The sequence below is a fragment of the Arthrobacter sp. HY1533 genome (genome assembly GCF_027568515.1).
Classification (GTDB): domain Bacteria; phylum Actinomycetota; class Actinomycetes; order Actinomycetales; family Micrococcaceae; genus Specibacter.
In genome coordinates this window covers 254,543-270,907 of record NZ_JANKZF010000005.1, presented here as the reverse complement: position 1 = coordinate 270,907, position 16,365 = coordinate 254,543, and the positions used below count along the sequence as shown (strand labels likewise).

General features: G+C 64.3%; 20 protein-coding genes. 16 read left to right on the top strand and 4 right to left on the bottom strand.

The features are described from left to right. Positions 1 to 4: 4 nt before the first annotated feature. The 4 genes from PCK14_RS06025 to PCK14_RS06010 all read left to right on the top strand — a co-directional run bounded on the left by PCK14_RS06025 (position 5) and on the right by PCK14_RS06010 (position 4,036). Positions 5 to 769 carry a glycerophosphodiester phosphodiesterase gene (locus PCK14_RS06025; protein WP_269937558.1) on the top strand — a complete coding sequence of 255 codons (765 nt, stop codon included), beginning with the start codon at positions 5 to 7 and terminating at the stop codon, positions 767 to 769. Between the two features lie 4 nt (positions 770 to 773). Next, positions 774 to 1,748: a carbohydrate ABC transporter permease gene (locus tag PCK14_RS06020; RefSeq protein ID WP_442864669.1), complete on the top strand. Its 975-nt coding sequence runs from the start codon at positions 774 to 776 to the stop codon at positions 1,746 to 1,748. After that, positions 1,748 to 2,599, top strand: coding sequence for a carbohydrate ABC transporter permease (locus tag PCK14_RS06015; protein WP_442864668.1), 852 nt, complete (start codon positions 1,748 to 1,750; stop codon positions 2,597 to 2,599). The genes PCK14_RS06020 and PCK14_RS06015 overlap by 1 nt, the downstream gene beginning before the upstream one ends. Positions 2,600 to 2,689: 90 nt before the next feature. Next, positions 2,690 to 4,036, top strand: a complete 1,347-nt coding sequence (locus PCK14_RS06010) for an ABC transporter substrate-binding protein (protein ID WP_269937557.1) — start codon at positions 2,690 to 2,692, stop codon at positions 4,034 to 4,036. Between the two features lie 41 nt (positions 4,037 to 4,077). Here PCK14_RS06010 and PCK14_RS06005 read toward each other — a convergent pair whose 3' ends face one another. Next, positions 4,078 to 4,776 carry a helix-turn-helix transcriptional regulator gene (locus PCK14_RS06005; RefSeq protein WP_269937556.1) on the bottom strand — a complete coding sequence of 233 codons (699 nt, stop codon included), beginning with the start codon at positions 4,774 to 4,776 and terminating at the stop codon, positions 4,078 to 4,080. A gap of 73 nt (positions 4,777 to 4,849) precedes the next feature. Here PCK14_RS06005 and PCK14_RS06000 point away from each other — a divergent pair, with 73 nt between their 5' ends. The 12 genes from PCK14_RS06000 to glmM all read left to right on the top strand — a co-directional run bounded on the left by PCK14_RS06000 (position 4,850) and on the right by glmM (position 13,800). Continuing rightward, positions 4,850 to 5,581, top strand: coding sequence for an alpha/beta fold hydrolase (locus PCK14_RS06000; RefSeq protein ID WP_269937555.1), 732 nt, complete (start codon positions 4,850 to 4,852; stop codon positions 5,579 to 5,581). Between the two features lie 157 nt (positions 5,582 to 5,738). Continuing rightward, complete coding sequence (locus tag PCK14_RS05995) at positions 5,739 to 6,725, top strand: P1 family peptidase (protein ID WP_269937630.1); 987 nt, start codon at positions 5,739 to 5,741, stop codon at positions 6,723 to 6,725. Between the two features lie 158 nt (positions 6,726 to 6,883). Then, positions 6,884 to 7,105, top strand: a complete 222-nt coding sequence (gene infA, locus PCK14_RS05990; RefSeq protein ID WP_009358723.1) for a translation initiation factor IF-1 — start codon at positions 6,884 to 6,886, stop codon at positions 7,103 to 7,105. A 29-nt stretch (positions 7,106 to 7,134) separates the two neighbouring features. Beyond that, positions 7,135 to 7,248 (top strand): 50S ribosomal protein L36, encoded by a 114-nt coding sequence (gene rpmJ, locus PCK14_RS05985; protein ID WP_011775570.1) that lies wholly within the window; start codon positions 7,135 to 7,137, stop codon positions 7,246 to 7,248. A 191-nt stretch (positions 7,249 to 7,439) separates the two neighbouring features. After that, the gene (gene rpsM / locus PCK14_RS05980) at positions 7,440 to 7,817 is read left to right on the top strand and encodes a 30S ribosomal protein S13 (RefSeq protein ID WP_062286656.1); all 378 of its coding nucleotides are present in this window, start codon (positions 7,440 to 7,442) and stop codon (positions 7,815 to 7,817) included. A 47-nt stretch (positions 7,818 to 7,864) separates the two neighbouring features. Next, entirely contained in the window at positions 7,865 to 8,266 is a 402-nt protein-coding gene (rpsK, locus tag PCK14_RS05975; protein WP_038464649.1) for a 30S ribosomal protein S11, read from the top strand. A 133-nt stretch (positions 8,267 to 8,399) separates the two neighbouring features. After that, positions 8,400 to 9,410: a DNA-directed RNA polymerase subunit alpha gene (locus PCK14_RS05970; RefSeq protein WP_269937554.1), complete on the top strand. Its 1,011-nt coding sequence runs from the start codon at positions 8,400 to 8,402 to the stop codon at positions 9,408 to 9,410. Between the two features lie 86 nt (positions 9,411 to 9,496). Further along, entirely contained in the window at positions 9,497 to 10,012 is a 516-nt protein-coding gene (rplQ, locus tag PCK14_RS05965; RefSeq protein ID WP_269937553.1) for a 50S ribosomal protein L17, read from the top strand. Between the two features lie 160 nt (positions 10,013 to 10,172). Further along, positions 10,173 to 11,081: a tRNA pseudouridine synthase A gene (locus PCK14_RS05960; protein WP_269937552.1), complete on the top strand. Its 909-nt coding sequence runs from the start codon at positions 10,173 to 10,175 to the stop codon at positions 11,079 to 11,081. A gap of 225 nt (positions 11,082 to 11,306) precedes the next feature. Then, positions 11,307 to 11,750, top strand: coding sequence for a 50S ribosomal protein L13 (rplM, locus tag PCK14_RS05955; protein WP_269937551.1), 444 nt, complete (start codon positions 11,307 to 11,309; stop codon positions 11,748 to 11,750). 37 nt (positions 11,751 to 11,787) lie between these two features. Beyond that, the gene (gene rpsI / locus PCK14_RS05950; protein ID WP_269937550.1) at positions 11,788 to 12,300 is read left to right on the top strand and encodes a 30S ribosomal protein S9; all 513 of its coding nucleotides are present in this window, start codon (positions 11,788 to 11,790) and stop codon (positions 12,298 to 12,300) included. A gap of 144 nt (positions 12,301 to 12,444) precedes the next feature. After that, positions 12,445 to 13,800 carry a phosphoglucosamine mutase gene (gene glmM, locus PCK14_RS05945; protein ID WP_269937549.1) on the top strand — a complete coding sequence of 452 codons (1,356 nt, stop codon included), beginning with the start codon at positions 12,445 to 12,447 and terminating at the stop codon, positions 13,798 to 13,800. Between the two features lie 62 nt (positions 13,801 to 13,862). Here glmM and mscL read toward each other — a convergent pair whose 3' ends face one another. The 3 genes from mscL to coaA all read right to left on the bottom strand — a co-directional run bounded on the left by mscL (position 13,863) and on the right by coaA (position 16,330). Beyond that, complete coding sequence (gene mscL / locus PCK14_RS05940; protein WP_269937629.1) at positions 13,863 to 14,270, bottom strand: large conductance mechanosensitive channel protein MscL; 408 nt, start codon at positions 14,268 to 14,270, stop codon at positions 13,863 to 13,865. 63 nt (positions 14,271 to 14,333) lie between these two features. Beyond that, on the bottom strand, positions 14,334 to 15,356 hold the full coding sequence (locus tag PCK14_RS05935) for a M15 family metallopeptidase (protein WP_269937548.1): 1,023 nt from the start codon (positions 15,354 to 15,356) through the stop codon (positions 14,334 to 14,336). Positions 15,357 to 15,361: 5 nt separating this feature from the next. Then, on the bottom strand, positions 15,362 to 16,330 hold the full coding sequence (coaA, locus tag PCK14_RS05930; protein WP_269937547.1) for a type I pantothenate kinase: 969 nt from the start codon (positions 16,328 to 16,330) through the stop codon (positions 15,362 to 15,364). Between the last annotated feature and the right edge of the window lie 35 nt (positions 16,331 to 16,365).

Genomic DNA, 16,365 nt, shown 5'->3' with positions numbered 1-16,365 from the left:
AACAATGTCCATCTATGCCCACCGCGGAGTTTCCGCGCACCTGCCGGAAAACACCTTGGCGGCGTTTTCCAAGGCCATTGAACTGGGAGCCGACGGCATTGAACTGGATGTGCACCTCTCTGCCGACAACGTTCCCGTTGTCATCCATGACGACACCGCCGACCGAACCACCAACGGCACGGGCAGCATCGCGGAGTTCTCCGCCGCGCAGTTGGGCCTCCTCGACGCCGGCGGCGGCCAGGGCGTGCCCACGCTCGCCGCGGTGCTGGCCCTGGCCGCCGGGCGACTGAGGGTCAACATTGAACTCAAGGACGCCGCCTCGGCCGGCCCCGTTGCCGAGGTGGTGGCCGGCATCGCCGGGCTGGACTGGTTTGCCTCCTCTGCCGACTGGAACGCCCTGGCCCGGCTGCGCGGGCTCGTGCCCGAGGCCAAGATCTACCCGCTGTGCATTGGCCGGCCAGAAAAGATCCGCGCCCTGCTGGCGGGCTGGGCAACGGAGGAAGAATTTGCCGGCCGCGGCCTTGCCGAAGCCATTGCCTTCGCCCTGAACAACGGCGGGGAGGGCATATCGATTTGGGAGGCCGGCCTGGACCTTGAGGACATCCAGACCATTCACGACGCCGGTCTGAAGGCCTGGGCGTGGACAGTCAACGACGGCCCGCGGGCACTGGAACTTCTTGAGATGGGGACCGACGGGATCTGCACCGACGATCCAGCCCTGATCCAGAATGCCCTCGCAGCCGGCGCACTGGCCCGTGTAGGCGGCTAGGGCCGTGGCACAACTGGCAACCTTGGCGCCACCGCCGGCCCGGACGGCGGGGCGGCCGGACAAGCCGCCCGTCCATGGGGCCGGCGGGCAGGCACTGCGCAAGCGCCGCACCCCGTGGAAGTCCTGGCTCCTGTTTCTGCTGTTCGCCGGCCCCAACGTGGCGCTGCTGGTCATCTTTACCTACAAGCCGCTTGTGCAGTCCCTGCAGTACTCGCTGCTGCAGTGGAACATCGGCTCGGCAACGGCCCGCTTTGTGGGCCTGGGCAACTACACCGCATGGTTCACCGACCCCACAACCCCCAACGTTGTGCGGGTAACCGTCGTCTTCACGCTGGCCACCGTGGCAGGAGGCATGGTGCTTGGCCTTTCACTGGCGCTGTTGCTCAACCGAAAACTGCGCGGCACCGGCATGGCCCGCACCGTCGTCGTGGCCCCCTACGTCCTGTCGGGCGTCGCCGTGGGACTGCTGTGGCTCTTTGTCTTTGACCCCAACTTCGGGGTCCTCGGCGCCATGCTGAAGGCAGTGGGCCTGGGATCGCCCGACTGGTACAACGACCCTGCCTGGGCGCTGCCCATGATCATCGTCGTGTACCTGTGGAAGAACACCGGCTACGTGGCGCTGATCTACCTTGCCGCGCTGCAGGCCGTCCCGCGGGACCTGTTCGAGGCAGCAACCCTGGACGGCGCCGGACCTTTTGCGAGCTTCCGCAACGTGGTGCTGCCGCTCCTGGGGCCAACCACGTTCTTCCTGTCGGTGACCACCTTGCTCAGTTCGCTGCAGTCCTTCGACATCATCCAGGCCATGACCCAGGGCGGCCCGCTGGAAGGCACCACCACCATGATGTACCAGATCTACCAAGAGGGCTTTGCCACCGGGCGGGCGGGCTACTCCTCGGCGATCGCCACCATCCTGTTCCTGGTGCTGCTGGCCATCACCGCTGTGCAGATGCTGTTCATCCAAAAGAAGGTTCACTACTGATGGGTCTGCAAGTGCAAGAAAGAGTCACCGTGAAACAACGGTCACGTGCCGGCGGCTATTTGATGCTGCTGCTCGCGGTGGCGGCCATGGTGCTGCCCCTGGCCTGGATGATGCTGGCCAGCTTCAAGGACCGCGATGAAATCTACACGGTTCCCATCCAGTGGCTGCCCGCATCCTTTGACCTGTCCAACTATGCCGATGCCCTCGCGGCCGTGCCGTTCGGCAACTTCTTCATCAACTCGATCATCACCACCGCGGTGGGTGCCACGCTGAAAATTGTCCTGGCCCTGACCACCGCCTACGCCGTGGTGTTCCTGGAGTTCCCGTTCAAGAAGTTCGTGTTCGGCCTGGTGGTGTTCGCCCTCCTGGTGCCCCAGCAAATCGTCATCATCCCCAACTACACGCTCATCGCAGACCTCGGCTGGATCAACACCTACCAGGGCCTGATCCTGCCCGGCCTGGCCAGCGCCTTCGGCACGTTTCTGTTCCGCCAGCACTTCCTGACGCTGCCGGTCTCCATCCTTGAGGCCGCCGCCCTTGACGGGGCAAGCCACTGGACCCGCCTGTGGCGCTTCGTTGTGCCCATCTCGTCCCCAACCATTGCAGCGGTGGCGCTCGTGTCGATCGTCTCCGAATGGAACGAATACCTCTGGCCGCTTCTGGTGGTGGACCGGGCGGAAATGATGACGCTCCCGGTGGGGCTGACGCTGCTGCAAAACAACGACGGCGTCACCAACTGGGGAGTCCTCATGGCCGGCACCGTCCTGATCACCGTGCCGGTGCTGATCGTCTTCTTCCTGCTGCAGCGCCGGATCGTCACCGGCCTCACCTCGGGCGCCGTGACCGGCTAGCTCCCGTTCGCCCCCACTTTTTACCTCAATCCACACATTCCATGCCACCGCCTGGCCAAAAACCGGCCGGCAACCCTTGAAGGAGAAACCATGACATCCTCACCCTTTGCATCCCTGAACCGCCGCCAGCTGCTCCAACTGGCCGCCCTGCTGGGCGGGGCAGGCGCCCTGGCAGCCTGCGGTGGACCCGCCGTGGGACAGGCCGGCGGCGCAGCCACCGACAAGGCCACCGACTGGACAGCGGTGACTCCGGCCAAGGAGATCACCTGGTGGTCCAACCACCCCGGCACCTCCAAGGACATCGAGACGGAGCTTATCAAGCGGTTCACGGCCGAAAGCGGCATCAAGGTCAACCTGGTCACGGCAGGGGCCAACTACGACGAGGTGGCCCAAAAGTTCCAGGCCGCCTCCGGCTCCAGCAACGTCCCGGACCTTGTGATCGCCAGCGACGTCTGGTGGTTTCGCTACATGATCAACGGACAGATCCTGCCCCTTGACCAGCTGGCCAAGCACCTGGAGTTCGGCACCGAGGATTTCAACACCACCCTGTTCAACGACTACGAATTCACCGGCTCGCACTGGGCGGTTCCCTACGCCCGATCCACCCCGTTGTTCTACTACAACAAGGCGGTGTGGGAGAAGGCCGGACTGCCCGACCGTGCCCCCAAGACCTGGGCCGAATTCGACGAGTGGGCGCCCAAGATCAAGGGCGCAGGCGTCATGCCGCTGGGCCTGGGCAAGGGAACCTCCTGGAGCGCCTGGTGGTTCTGCAACATGCTGTGGGGCGCCGGCGGCGCCTACTCCAAGGAGTGGGCCATGACCCTGGACACCCCCGAGGCCGTCGAGGCGGCCAAGTACCTGCAGAAGATCATCTACACCGACAAGACGGCGGCGGTCACCGCCAAGGACCAGGTGGCCGACTTCGGCGCCGGCATCACGGGCTGCACCATCGCCTCCACCGGTTCACTGAGCGGTCTTCTCGGCACAGCCAAGTTCGAGCTGGGCACTGGCTTCCTGCCCGAAGGCGCCGACGGGCCCGCCTGCCCCACCGGCGGCACGGGCCTTGCCATTCCGGCCGGGAAGGCGCCGGAGCAGCAGCTGGCGGCCGCCATGTTCCTGAAGTTCCTGACCAACGCCGAAAACACCGCCTACTTCTCCTCCAACACCGGCTACATGCCGGTGCGAACCTCGGCACTTGAGGGCGAGACCATGAAGGCCGTCTACGCAAAGACCCCGCAGTTCCGCACCGCCGTGGACCAGCTGGCCGGAACCCGCGTCCAGGACTGGGGCCGGGTGTTTGTGCCCAACGGCGACAAGGACCTGACCACGGCCCTGGAGAAGATCATGCTGCAGCAGGGCGACCCCGCCGAGGCCTTTGCGGTGGCGTCGGCCTCCATCACCAAGTCCTACGAAGAGAACGTGCTGCCCTACCTCTAGGGCGGGCACGGCCCGCCGGCCGGCGGGGTTGCTTGAGTGGCTCACGCGCCACGACCGTGCACCGGTCTGGCGTTCGCTGGGGGCTCTCCGACCTCGCCGACGGTGTGGCCGCTGCAGGCCGCCTTGGTTACGGTGGCCTGCTCGATGCGCGACACAGTGAACCACCGGATTGCCTCGCGCATTCGGCACCAGCCCACCAAGAACCACTGGCCGTTCGTGGAGGCGAACAGCACGGGCTCCACGTCCCTTGTGGTCGTGGTCCCGGCCCCCGATGTGTAGCGAATGCGGATCACTCGCTGCTCGGCCATCGCCTCCTCCAATGGCGACCTGATGGAGCGCGGGGTCCGGGGAAGCGCGTTGACCCACACACGGCCGGCCAGATCGTCAGCCCTTGCCCGCGTTCCGGGATCGAGGACATCCATGATCTTCTGGATGCCGGCTGCTGCCAGGTCAGCGTAGGGGGCATCAGAGGCAGCGGACACAGCCGCCATGAGCGCCACAGCCTGCGCCGGAGACAGGCTGACAGGCGGCAGGGACGCGCCGCTGGCCAATCCGTAGCCACCACCCGGGCCTGGTCGCGACCATAGGGGCACACCGCTGATCTCCAGCGCATCGAGGTCTCTCTTGACGGTGCGCATGGACACCTCGAACTCTTTCGCCAAGCGCCCGGCGGAGACCCCGCGTGCGCCGCTGCGCCGCAACATCTCTGACAGGGCATGGAGCCGTTCTGCCCGCTTCACTGCTCAGACCCTTGCGAATTCATGACATAAATAGTGACATGCCCTTGTCCAAAAGGGCTGCGAAAGTTGTCACATGACAACCACCACAGACAGTCCCGCCATCATTCTCATCGCCGGCCACTGGCTGGGCGCGTGGGCATGGGATGAAGTTCTTGAGAACCTGAAAACCGAGCACCCCCGTGCCATCGCGATGACACTGCCCGGCCTCGACGCGAACGACCCTGGACGCGCGAGTCGAACCCTCGACGCCCAGGCCGAAGCAATCCTGGACCTCATGGCCCAACAGGGCGTCCAGCCCGCAATTCTCGTCGCCCACAGTGGGGCCAACGCCCCTGTCAGCCTCGTCATGGACCGATGCCCCGAACTTGTCCACCGGGTGGTGTGGGTCGATTCCGGCCCCGTGGCGACGGGAACTGTCTTCGCCCCGGACCTCCCGGAGGATCTGGCGGAGCTTGCGCTGCCGCCCTTCGACGTCCTTGCCCAACAGGCGAGCCTGGAAGGCCTGAGCGCAGAAGACCTCGAGCAGTTTCGGGCCCGGGCCGTCCCTGAGCCCGGCCCCGTGCTTCGCCAGCCCCTCCAGCTCAGCAACGATGCCCGCCGCAAGGTCCCCACGACCTTGCTCTGTTGTTCACTTCCCGGTGCGCAGGTCCTGGAGCTGGCCCAAACCGGCCATCCGATGTTCACCGAAGTCGCGAACCTTGAACACCTGGACATCATTGACCTCCCGACGGGCCACTGGCCCATGTGGAGCCGTCCCCGCGACCTCGCCAAGGCCATTGGGGCACAAGCCTCCCGAGGCAACTGAACTCCACGCACAGCGGAAGGGCCCAACCGAATCCGGCTGGGCCCTTTCCGGCTGCCGGACGTCACCTGCCGGCAAAAGTGGCGGGGCGTGGCGCCGGCCGTCGGTGGCGGCAATAATCTAGACACAACACATCGGCCAACAGGGAGTTCCTTACGTGATGTCGACCAGCAGCGAGCAACAGCCCGGCCCCGCCGGCGTGGGATCCATCACCGACGTTCCCGGCATCCGGGTGGGCCAGGCGCAGCGGGCCGGCGACGGCTGGCTCACGGGCGTGAGCGTGGTGCTCCCGCCGCCGGGCACCATCGGCTCCGTTGACGTGCGGGGAGGCGGACCGGGCACGCACGAGACCGACGCCCTGGACCCCTCCACAATGGTGCCCACCGTGGACGCCGTGGCCCTGACCGGCGGCAGCGCCTACGGGCTGGCAGCCGCCGGGGGAGTGCAGCGCTGGTGCGAGGAAAACGGGCGCGGCTTCCCGGTGCCCGGCGGGGTGGTGCCGATTGTCCCTGCGGCCGCCATCTTTGACCTGGGCCGCGGCGGGGACTTCTCCGCCCGGCCCGGCGCCGCAATGGGCTATGAGGCGGCACTGGACGCTGCCGGCGGGCCGGAAGGGGCCGACGTCGTCCGCGGGAACACGGGCGCGGGCACCGGGGCGACCATCGGCGCAGGCCAGTTCAAGGGCGGACTTGGCACAGCCTCTGTCAGGCTGGGCGGGGACAACGCGCACATTGTGGTCGGCGGGCTGGCCGTGGTCAATGCCGCGGGCGTGCCCTGGCAGCCCGGCGCCGCCGCACCAACCGTGGGGGAGGGGCTCAACACGACCCTCGCCGTGGTGGCCACCAACGCCGTCTTGACGGTGGCCCAGGCCAAGCGAACGGCAACGGCAGCCCACGCCGGCATGGCCCGCGCCCTGAACCCGGTGCACACACTCGCCGACGGCGACACCATCTTTGCCCTCGCAACGTGCACCGAAGCCCTGGTGCCGCATCCGGTGGTCCCTGTTGCCTCCCTCATCGAGCTGCAGTCGGCGGCGGCCGAAGCGGTGCGCCTGGCGATACTCGACGGGATTGCCCAGGCCGTGGCCGTCACCACACCCGCGGGCACCCTGAATCCGTTCCCGGCCGCGGCGCAGGGGCCAATTTAACTTATTTGCCCATTTGCACTAGAGTAGGTTGTTGGTTGTCTGTGCCTGCCCAATTGTGGCATGTGCCGGACGAACAGTAATAAGTAGCAAATCGAACGCCGATCAGCAGCAGTCCCGCAGGGACGGCCAGCGTCGGCGCAACAAAGTTAGCGGAGGATATGGCCAAGAAAGACGGGGTCATTGAGATCGAGGGCGTTGTGACGGAAGCGCTGCCCAACGCGATGTTTCGTGTTGAGCTGACGAACAAGCACATCGTTCTTGCCCATATCTCAGGAAAAATGCGCCAGCACTACATTCGTATCCTTCCTGAGGACCGAGTTGTGGTGGAGCTGAGCCCGTACGACCTTACCCGTGGTCGTATCGTCTACCGCTACAAGTAACCACAACTGCAATCACGCAAAGGAATGCCATGAAGGTCAAGCCGAGCGTCAAGCAGATCTGCGATAAGTGCAAGGTGATTCGCCGCAACGGTCGAGTCATGGTGATCTGCGAGAACCCGCGCCACAAGCAGCGTCAGGGCTAATCCTCCTCTCTATGAGGCAGGACCCCGGGCAGTTGCTCACGCAAGTAAATTAATAAGGCAGCACAAGTTGGACGAAGGCGGAGCAATCCGCAACCGGCCAACGGACCCCTGGTCGGAGGCCAGGGCCGCATTGGATAAAAGTGCGGGTGTACTGTCTACGACCTCCGGTTTACACATAGGAGCAGCCAAATATGGCACGTCTCGCTGGCGTAGACCTTCCCCGCGAAAAGCGGCTGGAAGTAGCGCTTACATACATCTACGGCGTGGGCAAGACCCGTGCAAAGAATGTCCTGGCCGAAACGGGTATTTCCCCGGACGTCCGTGTCAAGGACCTTTCTGACGCTGAACTCGTTCAGTTGCGTGACAACATCGAGGGTAACTACAAGGTTGAGGGTGACCTTCGCCGCGAGGTTGCAGCCGACATTCGCCGCAAGGTTGAAATCGGTAGCTACCAGGGTATCCGCCACCGTCGTGGCATGCCCGTGCATGGCCAGCGCACGAAGACCAACGCTCGTACCCGCAAGGGCCCGAAGCGCACCGTCGCAGGCAAGAAGAAGGCCGGCCGCTGATTCTCAGCGTTAGCCGTCCCCTCAAGAAACTTTCGTAGGAGAATAAAATGCCCCCAAAGACTCGTGGAGCGGTTCGTAAGCCGCGTCGCAAGGATAAAAAGAATATCGCGCTGGGCCAGGCGCACATCAAGAGCACCTTTAACAACACCATTGTGTCCATCACGGACCCCAACGGTGCAGTCATTTCATGGGCATCCGCCGGTGAAGTTGGCTTCAAGGGCTCTCGCAAGTCGACTCCGTACGCTGCACAGATGGCTGCTGAAGCAGCTGCCAAGCGCGCACAGGAGCATGGCCTCCGCAAGGTTGACGTCTTCGTAAAGGGTCCGGGTTCGGGCCGCGAAACGGCCATCCGTTCGCTGCAGGCTGCTGGACTCGAGGTTGGCTCCATCTCGGATGTCACCCCCAGCGCCCACAACGGCTGCCGTCCGCCCAAGCGCCGTCGCGTCTAACGAGATACCTGAGCAGCAGAGTTGGCCTTCACCCTTGGTGGAGGCCAACTCCGCCGCCGTTAAGTCTCGTCAGCCGTCATTTCCACTACCTGTGTTGCGTCATATAGCGGATGCTCGCTGAAAGGAAAACCAAGTGCTCATTGCACAGCGCCCCACCCTATCTGAAGAAGTAGTTTCCGAAAACCGCTCACGGTTCGTCATCGAACCGCTGGAGCCCGGCTTCGGTTACACCCTGGGAAATTCCCTGCGTCGGACCCTGCTGTCCTCCATCCCTGGCGCTGCTGTCACCAGCATCCGCATCGATGGCGTACTGCATGAGTTCACAACGGTCCCCGGTGTCAAGGAAGATGTCACTGAGATCATCCTGAACATCAAGGGTCTCTCCGTGTCTTCGGAGCATGACGAGCCCGTCGTCGCCTACCTGCGCAAGCAGGGCCCCGGCGTTGTCACGGCAGCCGACATTGCCCCGCCGGCCGGTGTGGAATTCCACAACCCGGACATGCACATTGCCACGCTGAACTCGAAGGGCAAGTTCGAACTCGAACTGACCATCGAGCGCGGCCGCGGCTACGTCTCGGCAGCACAGAACAAGAACATTGATGCAGAGATCGGCCGTATCCCGGTTGACTCCATCTACTCTCCTGTTCTGAAGGTCACCTTCCGCGTGGAGGCAACCCGTGTCGAGCAGCGCACTGACTTTGACAAGCTCATTGTCGATGTGGAGACCAAGCACGCCATCTCCCCGCGGGATGCCATTGCCTCCGCCGGCACCACGCTGGTTGAACTGTTCGGATTGGCCCGCGAGCTGAACACCGCGGCTGAAGGCATTGAGATTGGCCCGTCCCCGACGGATGCCGCTCTTGCCGCAGACATGGCCCTGCCGATCGAGGACCTGGACCTTACGGTTCGTTCCTACAACTGCCTCAAGCGTGAGGGCATCCACTCCGTGGGTGAACTCGTTGCTCGCTCCGAGGCTGACCTGATGGACATTCGCAACTTCGGTGCAAAGTCCATCGACGAGGTGAAGGCAAAGCTGGTTGAGCTTGGTCTGTCCCTGAAGGATTCCCCTCCAGGATTTGACCTGGCCGCCCGTGCCGCAGCCCTTGACGAGAACGACGACGCATTTGGCGACGACGAACTCTAAGTTCGAACAACAAATTTTTTAGCCGGCCCGGCGGGCACAGATAATGTGCCCGCCGTCGGGCTGGCTGACACTTGAGGAGAAACACCATGCCTACACCCGCCAAGGGTCCCCGCCTCGGAGGCGGAGCGGCTCACGAGCGCCTGATGCTCGCGAACCTGTCCGCTTCGCTCTTTGAGCACAAGCGGATCACCACCACCCTGACCAAGGCAAAGCGCCTGAGCCCCTACGCAGAGCGACTGGTAACTTTCGCAAAGCGTGGCGACTTGGCTTCACGCCGTCGCGTCCTGGGCCTGATTGCCGACAAGGGCATCGTCCACGAGCTGTTCACCGACATTGCCAAGGCTGTCGAGAACCGCGAAGGCGGCTACACCCGCATCACCAAGATCGGCAACCGCAAGGGCGACAACGCTCCCATGGCTGTCATCGAGCTCGTTCTGGAACCGGTCAGCCCCAAGCAGGCCGTCGTGAAGGAAGCCACCGCCGCTGCAGCCAAGGCTGCCCCGGTTGAGGAAGCTCCGGCCGAAGAAGTTGTTGAGACCGAAGTTGTAGCCGAAGACGCTGCCGCTGAAGTTGAAGAAGCAGCTGCTGAAGAAGCCAAGTAAGGCCTGAACCACTAGGTTCTGCTTTGCCGTTGAAGGACCCGCCACCCCGCAAGGGGAGGCGGGTCCTTTCGCATTTGCGGTCCCTCCGCCTGGCTGTGCTGCGCAGGGGGATGGGCCGGCGGCGGGTCTGGGACTGCACCTGTTTCGGTAGAATTGGGCCATGCCAAATCCCCATCCTTCCCCTGAAGAGCTCGGCCTGGTCCGGGTCCGCCTCGACATTGCGTACGACGGCGGGCCGTTCAGCGGGTGGGCCGTGCAGCCTGGGCGGCTCACCGTCCAAGGCTGCATCGAGGACGCCCTCGGGCTGTTCCTGCGACGCCCAGCCCGGCTGACGGTGGCCGGCCGCACCGACGCAGGCGTGCACGCCCGTGGCCAGGTGGCCCACGTTGACCTCACACAGGAGGAATGGGGCGCGCTCAACCGCGGCCCCTCCGTGGAACAGTCACTGGCCCTGCAGCGCCGGATCAATGGGGCGCTGGGACGAATCCTGGGGGACCTGCACGGTGCCGTGCAGATCGTGGCGGTACAGCGTGCCCACGAAGGCTTTGACGCCCGGTTCTCAGCCCTGTGGCGGCGCTACAGCTACCGGATCGCCGACGCCGAGGCACACCGGGACCCCCTGGCCCGCGCACAGACGCTCTGGTTCAACGACGAGCTTGACGTGGACCGCATGAATGCCGGGGCCGCCGAACTGCTGGGCCTGGGCGACTTCAAGGCCTTCGCCAAACCCCGCGAGGGATCCACCACCATCAGGACTCTGCTGAACTTCAACTTCACCCGCCAGGACGACGGTGTGATTAAACTCAACATCCAGGCAGACGCGTTTTGCCACAACATGGTGCGTGCCTTGACCGGTGCGGCGCTCCGGGTGGGACGCGGGGTGGAGGGCCCGCACTGGATGCGGGAACGCCTGCTGGCGGGGGTCAGGGACGCAAAATCCGTGCTGGCAAGCGCCCATCCGCTGGTTTTCGAGGAAGTCAGCTATCCGGATGCCGCCGAACTGCACGAGCGGGCGCAACTCACCAGGGCCTTGCGGGTCCACGACAGCCCCACTGATGCCCCGCTTTGACCTCAGGCCTGTGTTAACGGTATCGTTGATAGTCGTTGTGCGTGTCCTATCCCGATACCACGCGCCCGTTGCAGGTCCGGTTGCAGGACTACCACTGAACGGGTGCCATCGGGAAGTGTATGGATAACTGGTGTTAGAGCCCTCACCTCTGTTCCGGTAAACGCATAGATAGCAGGTGCCACCATCTGTGGCCCCACCTAAGAACAAGAAACGAAGGCAAAAACCGTGCGTACGTATACCCCGAAGCCCGGCGATATCTCCCGTCAGTGGCACATCATTGATGCCAACGACGTTGTCTTGGGCCGTCTTGCCAGCCAGACCGCAACACTGCTGCGTGGAAAGCACAAGCCGACCTTCGCTCCCCATATGGACATGGGCGATTTCGTCATCATCATCAACGCCGAGAAGGTTGCCCTGACCGGCGCCAAGCTCGAACAGAAGCGCGCTTACCGCCACTCCGGTTTCCCGGGCGGCCTCTCCAGCGTCAACTATGCTGAACTGCTGGAAAAGAACCCGGTACGTGCAGTGGAGAAGGCCGTAGCCGGCATGCTCCCCAAGACCAAGCTGGGCAACGCCCAGATTGGCAAGCTGAAGGTCTACCGCGGCGCTGAGCACCCCCACGCTGCGCAGCAGCCCCAGACGTTCGAAATCACCCAGGTCGCCCAGTAGTCCTGGCCACCACCTAAATCATTAACCAAGGAGAATCGTGGCTCAGAACACTGAAGAGCTGAACACCGAGGCCGTTGTGGCCGAGGAAGAAGTTTTGACCAGCTACACGAGCGAAAGCTCAGCTGCCGAGGCAGCCCCCAAGAAGGAACGCCCGGCACTGACCGTGTCCGGCGCAGCTGTTGGCCGTCGCAAGCAGGCAATTGCCCGCGTTCGCGTCGTTCCCGGCACCGGCAAGTGGGTTGTCAACGGCCGCGAACTGGCTGACTACTTCCCGAACAAGCTGCACCAGCAGGAAGTCAACGACCCGTTCACCATCCTCGATCTCGATGGTGCCTACGACGTCATTGCACGCATCCACGGTGGCGGCCCCTCCGGCCAGGCCGGCGCACTGCGTCTGGGCGTTGCTCGTTCACTGAACGAGATTGACGTTGAGAACAACCGTGCGACCCTGAAGAAGGCAGGCTTCCTGACTCGTGACGCTCGCGTCATCGAGCGCAAGAAGGCTGGTCTCAAGAAGGCCCGTAAGGCTTCGCAGTACTCCAAGCGCTAATACCAGCGCTCCCAAGAAATCCCCGGCCGCCTATGCGAGCCGGGGATTTTTTGCTTCCCCGGCCACCCCCGCAAACGCGGCTGTGGGGCAGGGCATGGAGGCAGCTGGGCCGAATTGCCAGCCCAATGATTTAGACTAGGGCTGATGTCAAGATTATTTGGAACAGACGGTGTCCGCGGATTGGCCAATGGCCTGCTGACGGCAGAATTGGCTTTGTCACTGGCCCAGGCAGCTGCCGTGGTCCTTGGCCACGAGCAAATGAGCGAGGGAAAGCGGCCCCGTGCCGTCATTGCCCGCGACCCCCGCGCCAGCGGCGAGTTCATCGGGGCGGCCGTTGAGGCGGGCCTGGCGAGTGCAGGCGTGGACGTCTATGACGCCGGCGTGCTGCCCACACCGGCCGCCGCATTCCTCATCGCGGACCTTGGCGCGGACTTTGGCGTGATGATCTCCGCCTCGCACAACCCGGCGCCGGACAACGGCATCAAGTTCTTTGCCCGCGGGGGCACGAAGCTGCCCGACGACGTCGAGGACGCCATTGAAGAGCAGCTGCAGCGGGACGCATACCGCCCCGTTGGCGTCGACGTGGGCCGCATCCAGCGTTTCTCCGACGCAGAGGACCGCTACGTCCTGCACCTGCTGGGCACCCTGCCGCACCGCCTGGACGGGCTGAAGGTTGTCCTGGACTGCGCCCACGGCGCAGCCAGTGGCTGCTCGCCGCAGGTCTTCACCGACGCGGGCGCCCAGGTGACCGTCATTGGTGCCGAGCCGGACGGGCTCAACATCAACGATGGCGTGGGCTCCACCCACCTGGGGCTGCTGCAGGAAACCGTGCTGGCCACGGGCGCAGACCTCGGAATCGCCCACGACGGCGACGCCGACCGCTGCCTGGCTGTGGACCACGAAGGCAATGTGATTGACGGCGACCAGATCATGGCTGTGCTGGCCCTGGCCCAGAAGGCTGCCGGGGAGCTGAAGGACGACGTCCTGGTGGCAACCGTGATGAGCAACCTGGGCCTGAAGATCGCCTTGCGCGAAGCGGGCATTACGATCCGTGAAACGGGAGTGGGCGACCGCTACGTGCTTGAGGAAATGCGCCGCGGGGACTACACCCTTGGTGGAGAGCAGTCCGGGCACGTGATCTTCTCCAAGTACGCCACCACCGGCGACGGCCTGCTCACGGGCCTGCAGCTTGCAGCCCAGGTGGCCAAGACCGGCAAGACCCTGAAGGAGCTGGCCTCGGCCATGACCAAGCTGCCGCAGGTCATGGTCAACGTCAAGAACGTTGACAAGGGCCGTGCCGGCTCCGTGCCTGCCATCAACGCAGCCGTGGCCAAGGCCGAAGCCGAGCTGGGCGACACCGGCCGGGTTTTGCTTCGCCCTTCCGGTACTGAGCCCCTGGTTCGGGTCATGGTGGAAGCCGGCGACAACGAAACAGCGGAGCGCATTTGCCAGGACCTGGTGAAAGTTGTCACGGAGGAACTCTCCCTGACCGCCAAGTAGGAACACAATAAAGGCGGCCATCCCCGAAGGGGGTGGCCGCCTTTATTGTGGCTTGAATCTACTTAGTGCTGTCCACCCGAGGGGCGGGCAGTGAGGGCGTCGCGGATTTCGGTCAGCAGTTCAATTTGGGGGTCGACTGCCGGTTCCTCTTCCTTGATTCCCAATTTGGCATTGCGCCGGGCAATCATGTGGTTCATCGGAACAACAACCATGAAGTAAATGGCTGCAGCAACAATGAGGAAGTTGACCAACACGGTCAGGAACACGCCGAACTTGATGTCCACGCCGTTGATGGTCAGGAGCGCAAAGCCGTCAAAGTTCGGGGAACCGACCAATGCGGCGATAAGGGGCATCAGAATGTTTTCAACGAGCGAGTTAACAACCGCTCCGAAAGCAGCACCGATAACCACGGCCACGGCAAGGTCTACGACATTGCCCTTCATTATGAAATCTTTGAATCCCTTTAACATGTCCCCAAAGTACCCCCAAAAAACCCGTTTGGGGAGCAAGCTGGGAAAAATTGTTCGGAAACTTTATCCGTAGTCCGGGGCGTCGGGAAGACCGACGAATTTCTCGTAGCTGGGAATTCCACGCGTCTGCATGTCCTGGGCCACGGCAACGCCCACGTACCGCAGGTGCCATGGCTCTGGCAGGTACCCGGTGACAGCCTCCTGCCCGGGGTTGTACCGGACCAGGAACCCGTGCTCCGCCGCGTGGGCGGCAACCCACCGGCCTGCGGCAGTCTCGGCAAAGCAGGACGTGAAGTCGCAGGCCGTGCCGGCATTGGCGTCGCCAATGTCCAGGGCGAGACCGGTCTGGTGTTCGGAGAAGCCGGGACGCGCGGACGTGGAGTCGGCGGCGGCCACGCCCTTGTTGGCCACATACCCGTTGTAGACGCCGACCTGGGTGGCGTAGGAGCGGTAGCTGCTTTTCACAGTGATTCCAACGCCCTGGGTTGCGGCCGCGGCAAACATGCGTTCAGCGGCGGCGGCGGCCTCGGACCGCAGCAGCATGGACTCACCGGATCCGCTGGCGATGGCCGGGGCCACGAGATCCTTGGGGGTGTAGTCCAGGGGAACCAGAGGATTGCGCTTGTTCAGGAGCACCAGGGTGCTGGCCGGGTTGGCGAGGTCCAGGAGCGCCTTGTCAGTGGGTGTTGCCGCCCCGCCGGCAAAGAGTTTTTGGATGGGGGAGTCGGGGGCAGCGCCCTTGACCAGGGGAGCCGACGCCGCCGACGGCGTGATGGTTGCCCCTGAAACGCCCGACGCCGACACCGACGACGGCGCGGTGGTTGCCGGTGCCGAGGCCAGCAGCGTGGCCGCAGGGGTTGGTTCGGCGTGCTCCTGGGAAGTGTCCGGCGTCGTGCTTGGGATGGAAACCGGGGCAGGGGAGGGTGCTCCCGCCTCGGAAGCGGGCAGTGCCATGGCGCCGCCAAAGACCAGGACGGCCCCTACGAGGGAGACCAGCACGCCGCCCGGGCGTGGCCACGACAGCTCGCGGCGCAGCCGGGTCATGGGGGTCTGACGCGGGCGCCGGGCCTGGTGGAAGCCGACCACGGGCACTACACCTTCCTCAGCAACATCCGCCGGATGGAGTGGTCGGCGTCCTTGGTGAGCACCAGCTGGGCGCGGCCGCGGGTGGGCAGCACGTTCTGCAGCAGGTTGGGTTCGTTGATGCTCTTCCAGATCCGTTGTGCGGTGGCGGTGGCCTCGGAATCGGAGAGGTCGGCATAGCGGCGGAAGTAGGAGTCGGGGTCGGCGAAGGCGCCGCTGCGCAGCGAGCGGAAACGCTCGATGTACCACTGCTCGATGTGGCTGGTCTTGGCATCCACATAGATGGAGAAGTCGAAGAAGTCGCTCACGGCCAGGCCGGAGCGTCCGTCGCTGCGGGGGCGCGCGGCGGCCAGGACGTTCAGTCCCTCCACGATGAGGACATCCGGGCGGCGGACCACCACTTCCTTGTCCGGCAGGATGTCGTAGCTCAAGTGGGAGTACATGGGGGCGCGAACTTCCTCGGCGCCGCTCTTGACGGCGCTGACGAAGCGCAGCAAGGCGCGGCGGTCGTAGGACTCGGGGAAACCCTTGCGGCCCATGAGGCCCCGGCGTTCCAGTTCCGCGTTGGGGTACAGGAAGCCGTCGGTGGTGACGAGTTCAACGTTGGGGGTGTCCGGCCAGCGGCGCAGCATCTCACGCAGCACGCGGGCCGTTGTGGATTTGCCCACTGCCACGGAGCCAGCCACGCCGATGACGAAAGGGGTGCGCGAGCCTCGTTCGCCCAGGAAGGTGGTGGTGGCGCTGTGCAGGTGGCCGGCCGCGCCGACGTACAAGTTAAGGAGGCGCGAGAGGGGCAGGTAGACGTCGTGGATCTCGCGCATGTTCAGCTGGTCGCCGAGGCCGCGAAGCCGCTGGACGTCGTCTTCGTCCAGGGGCTGCTCGATCTTGTTGGCGAGTCGGGACCACGTCTGGCGGTCGAGTTCCACGAAAGGGGAGGCGCTGACGCTGCTGCCGGACTCGGTTCTTTGCGCTGTCACACGCCCAATTCTGCCTTGTTTGGGGTGGAGTGGGA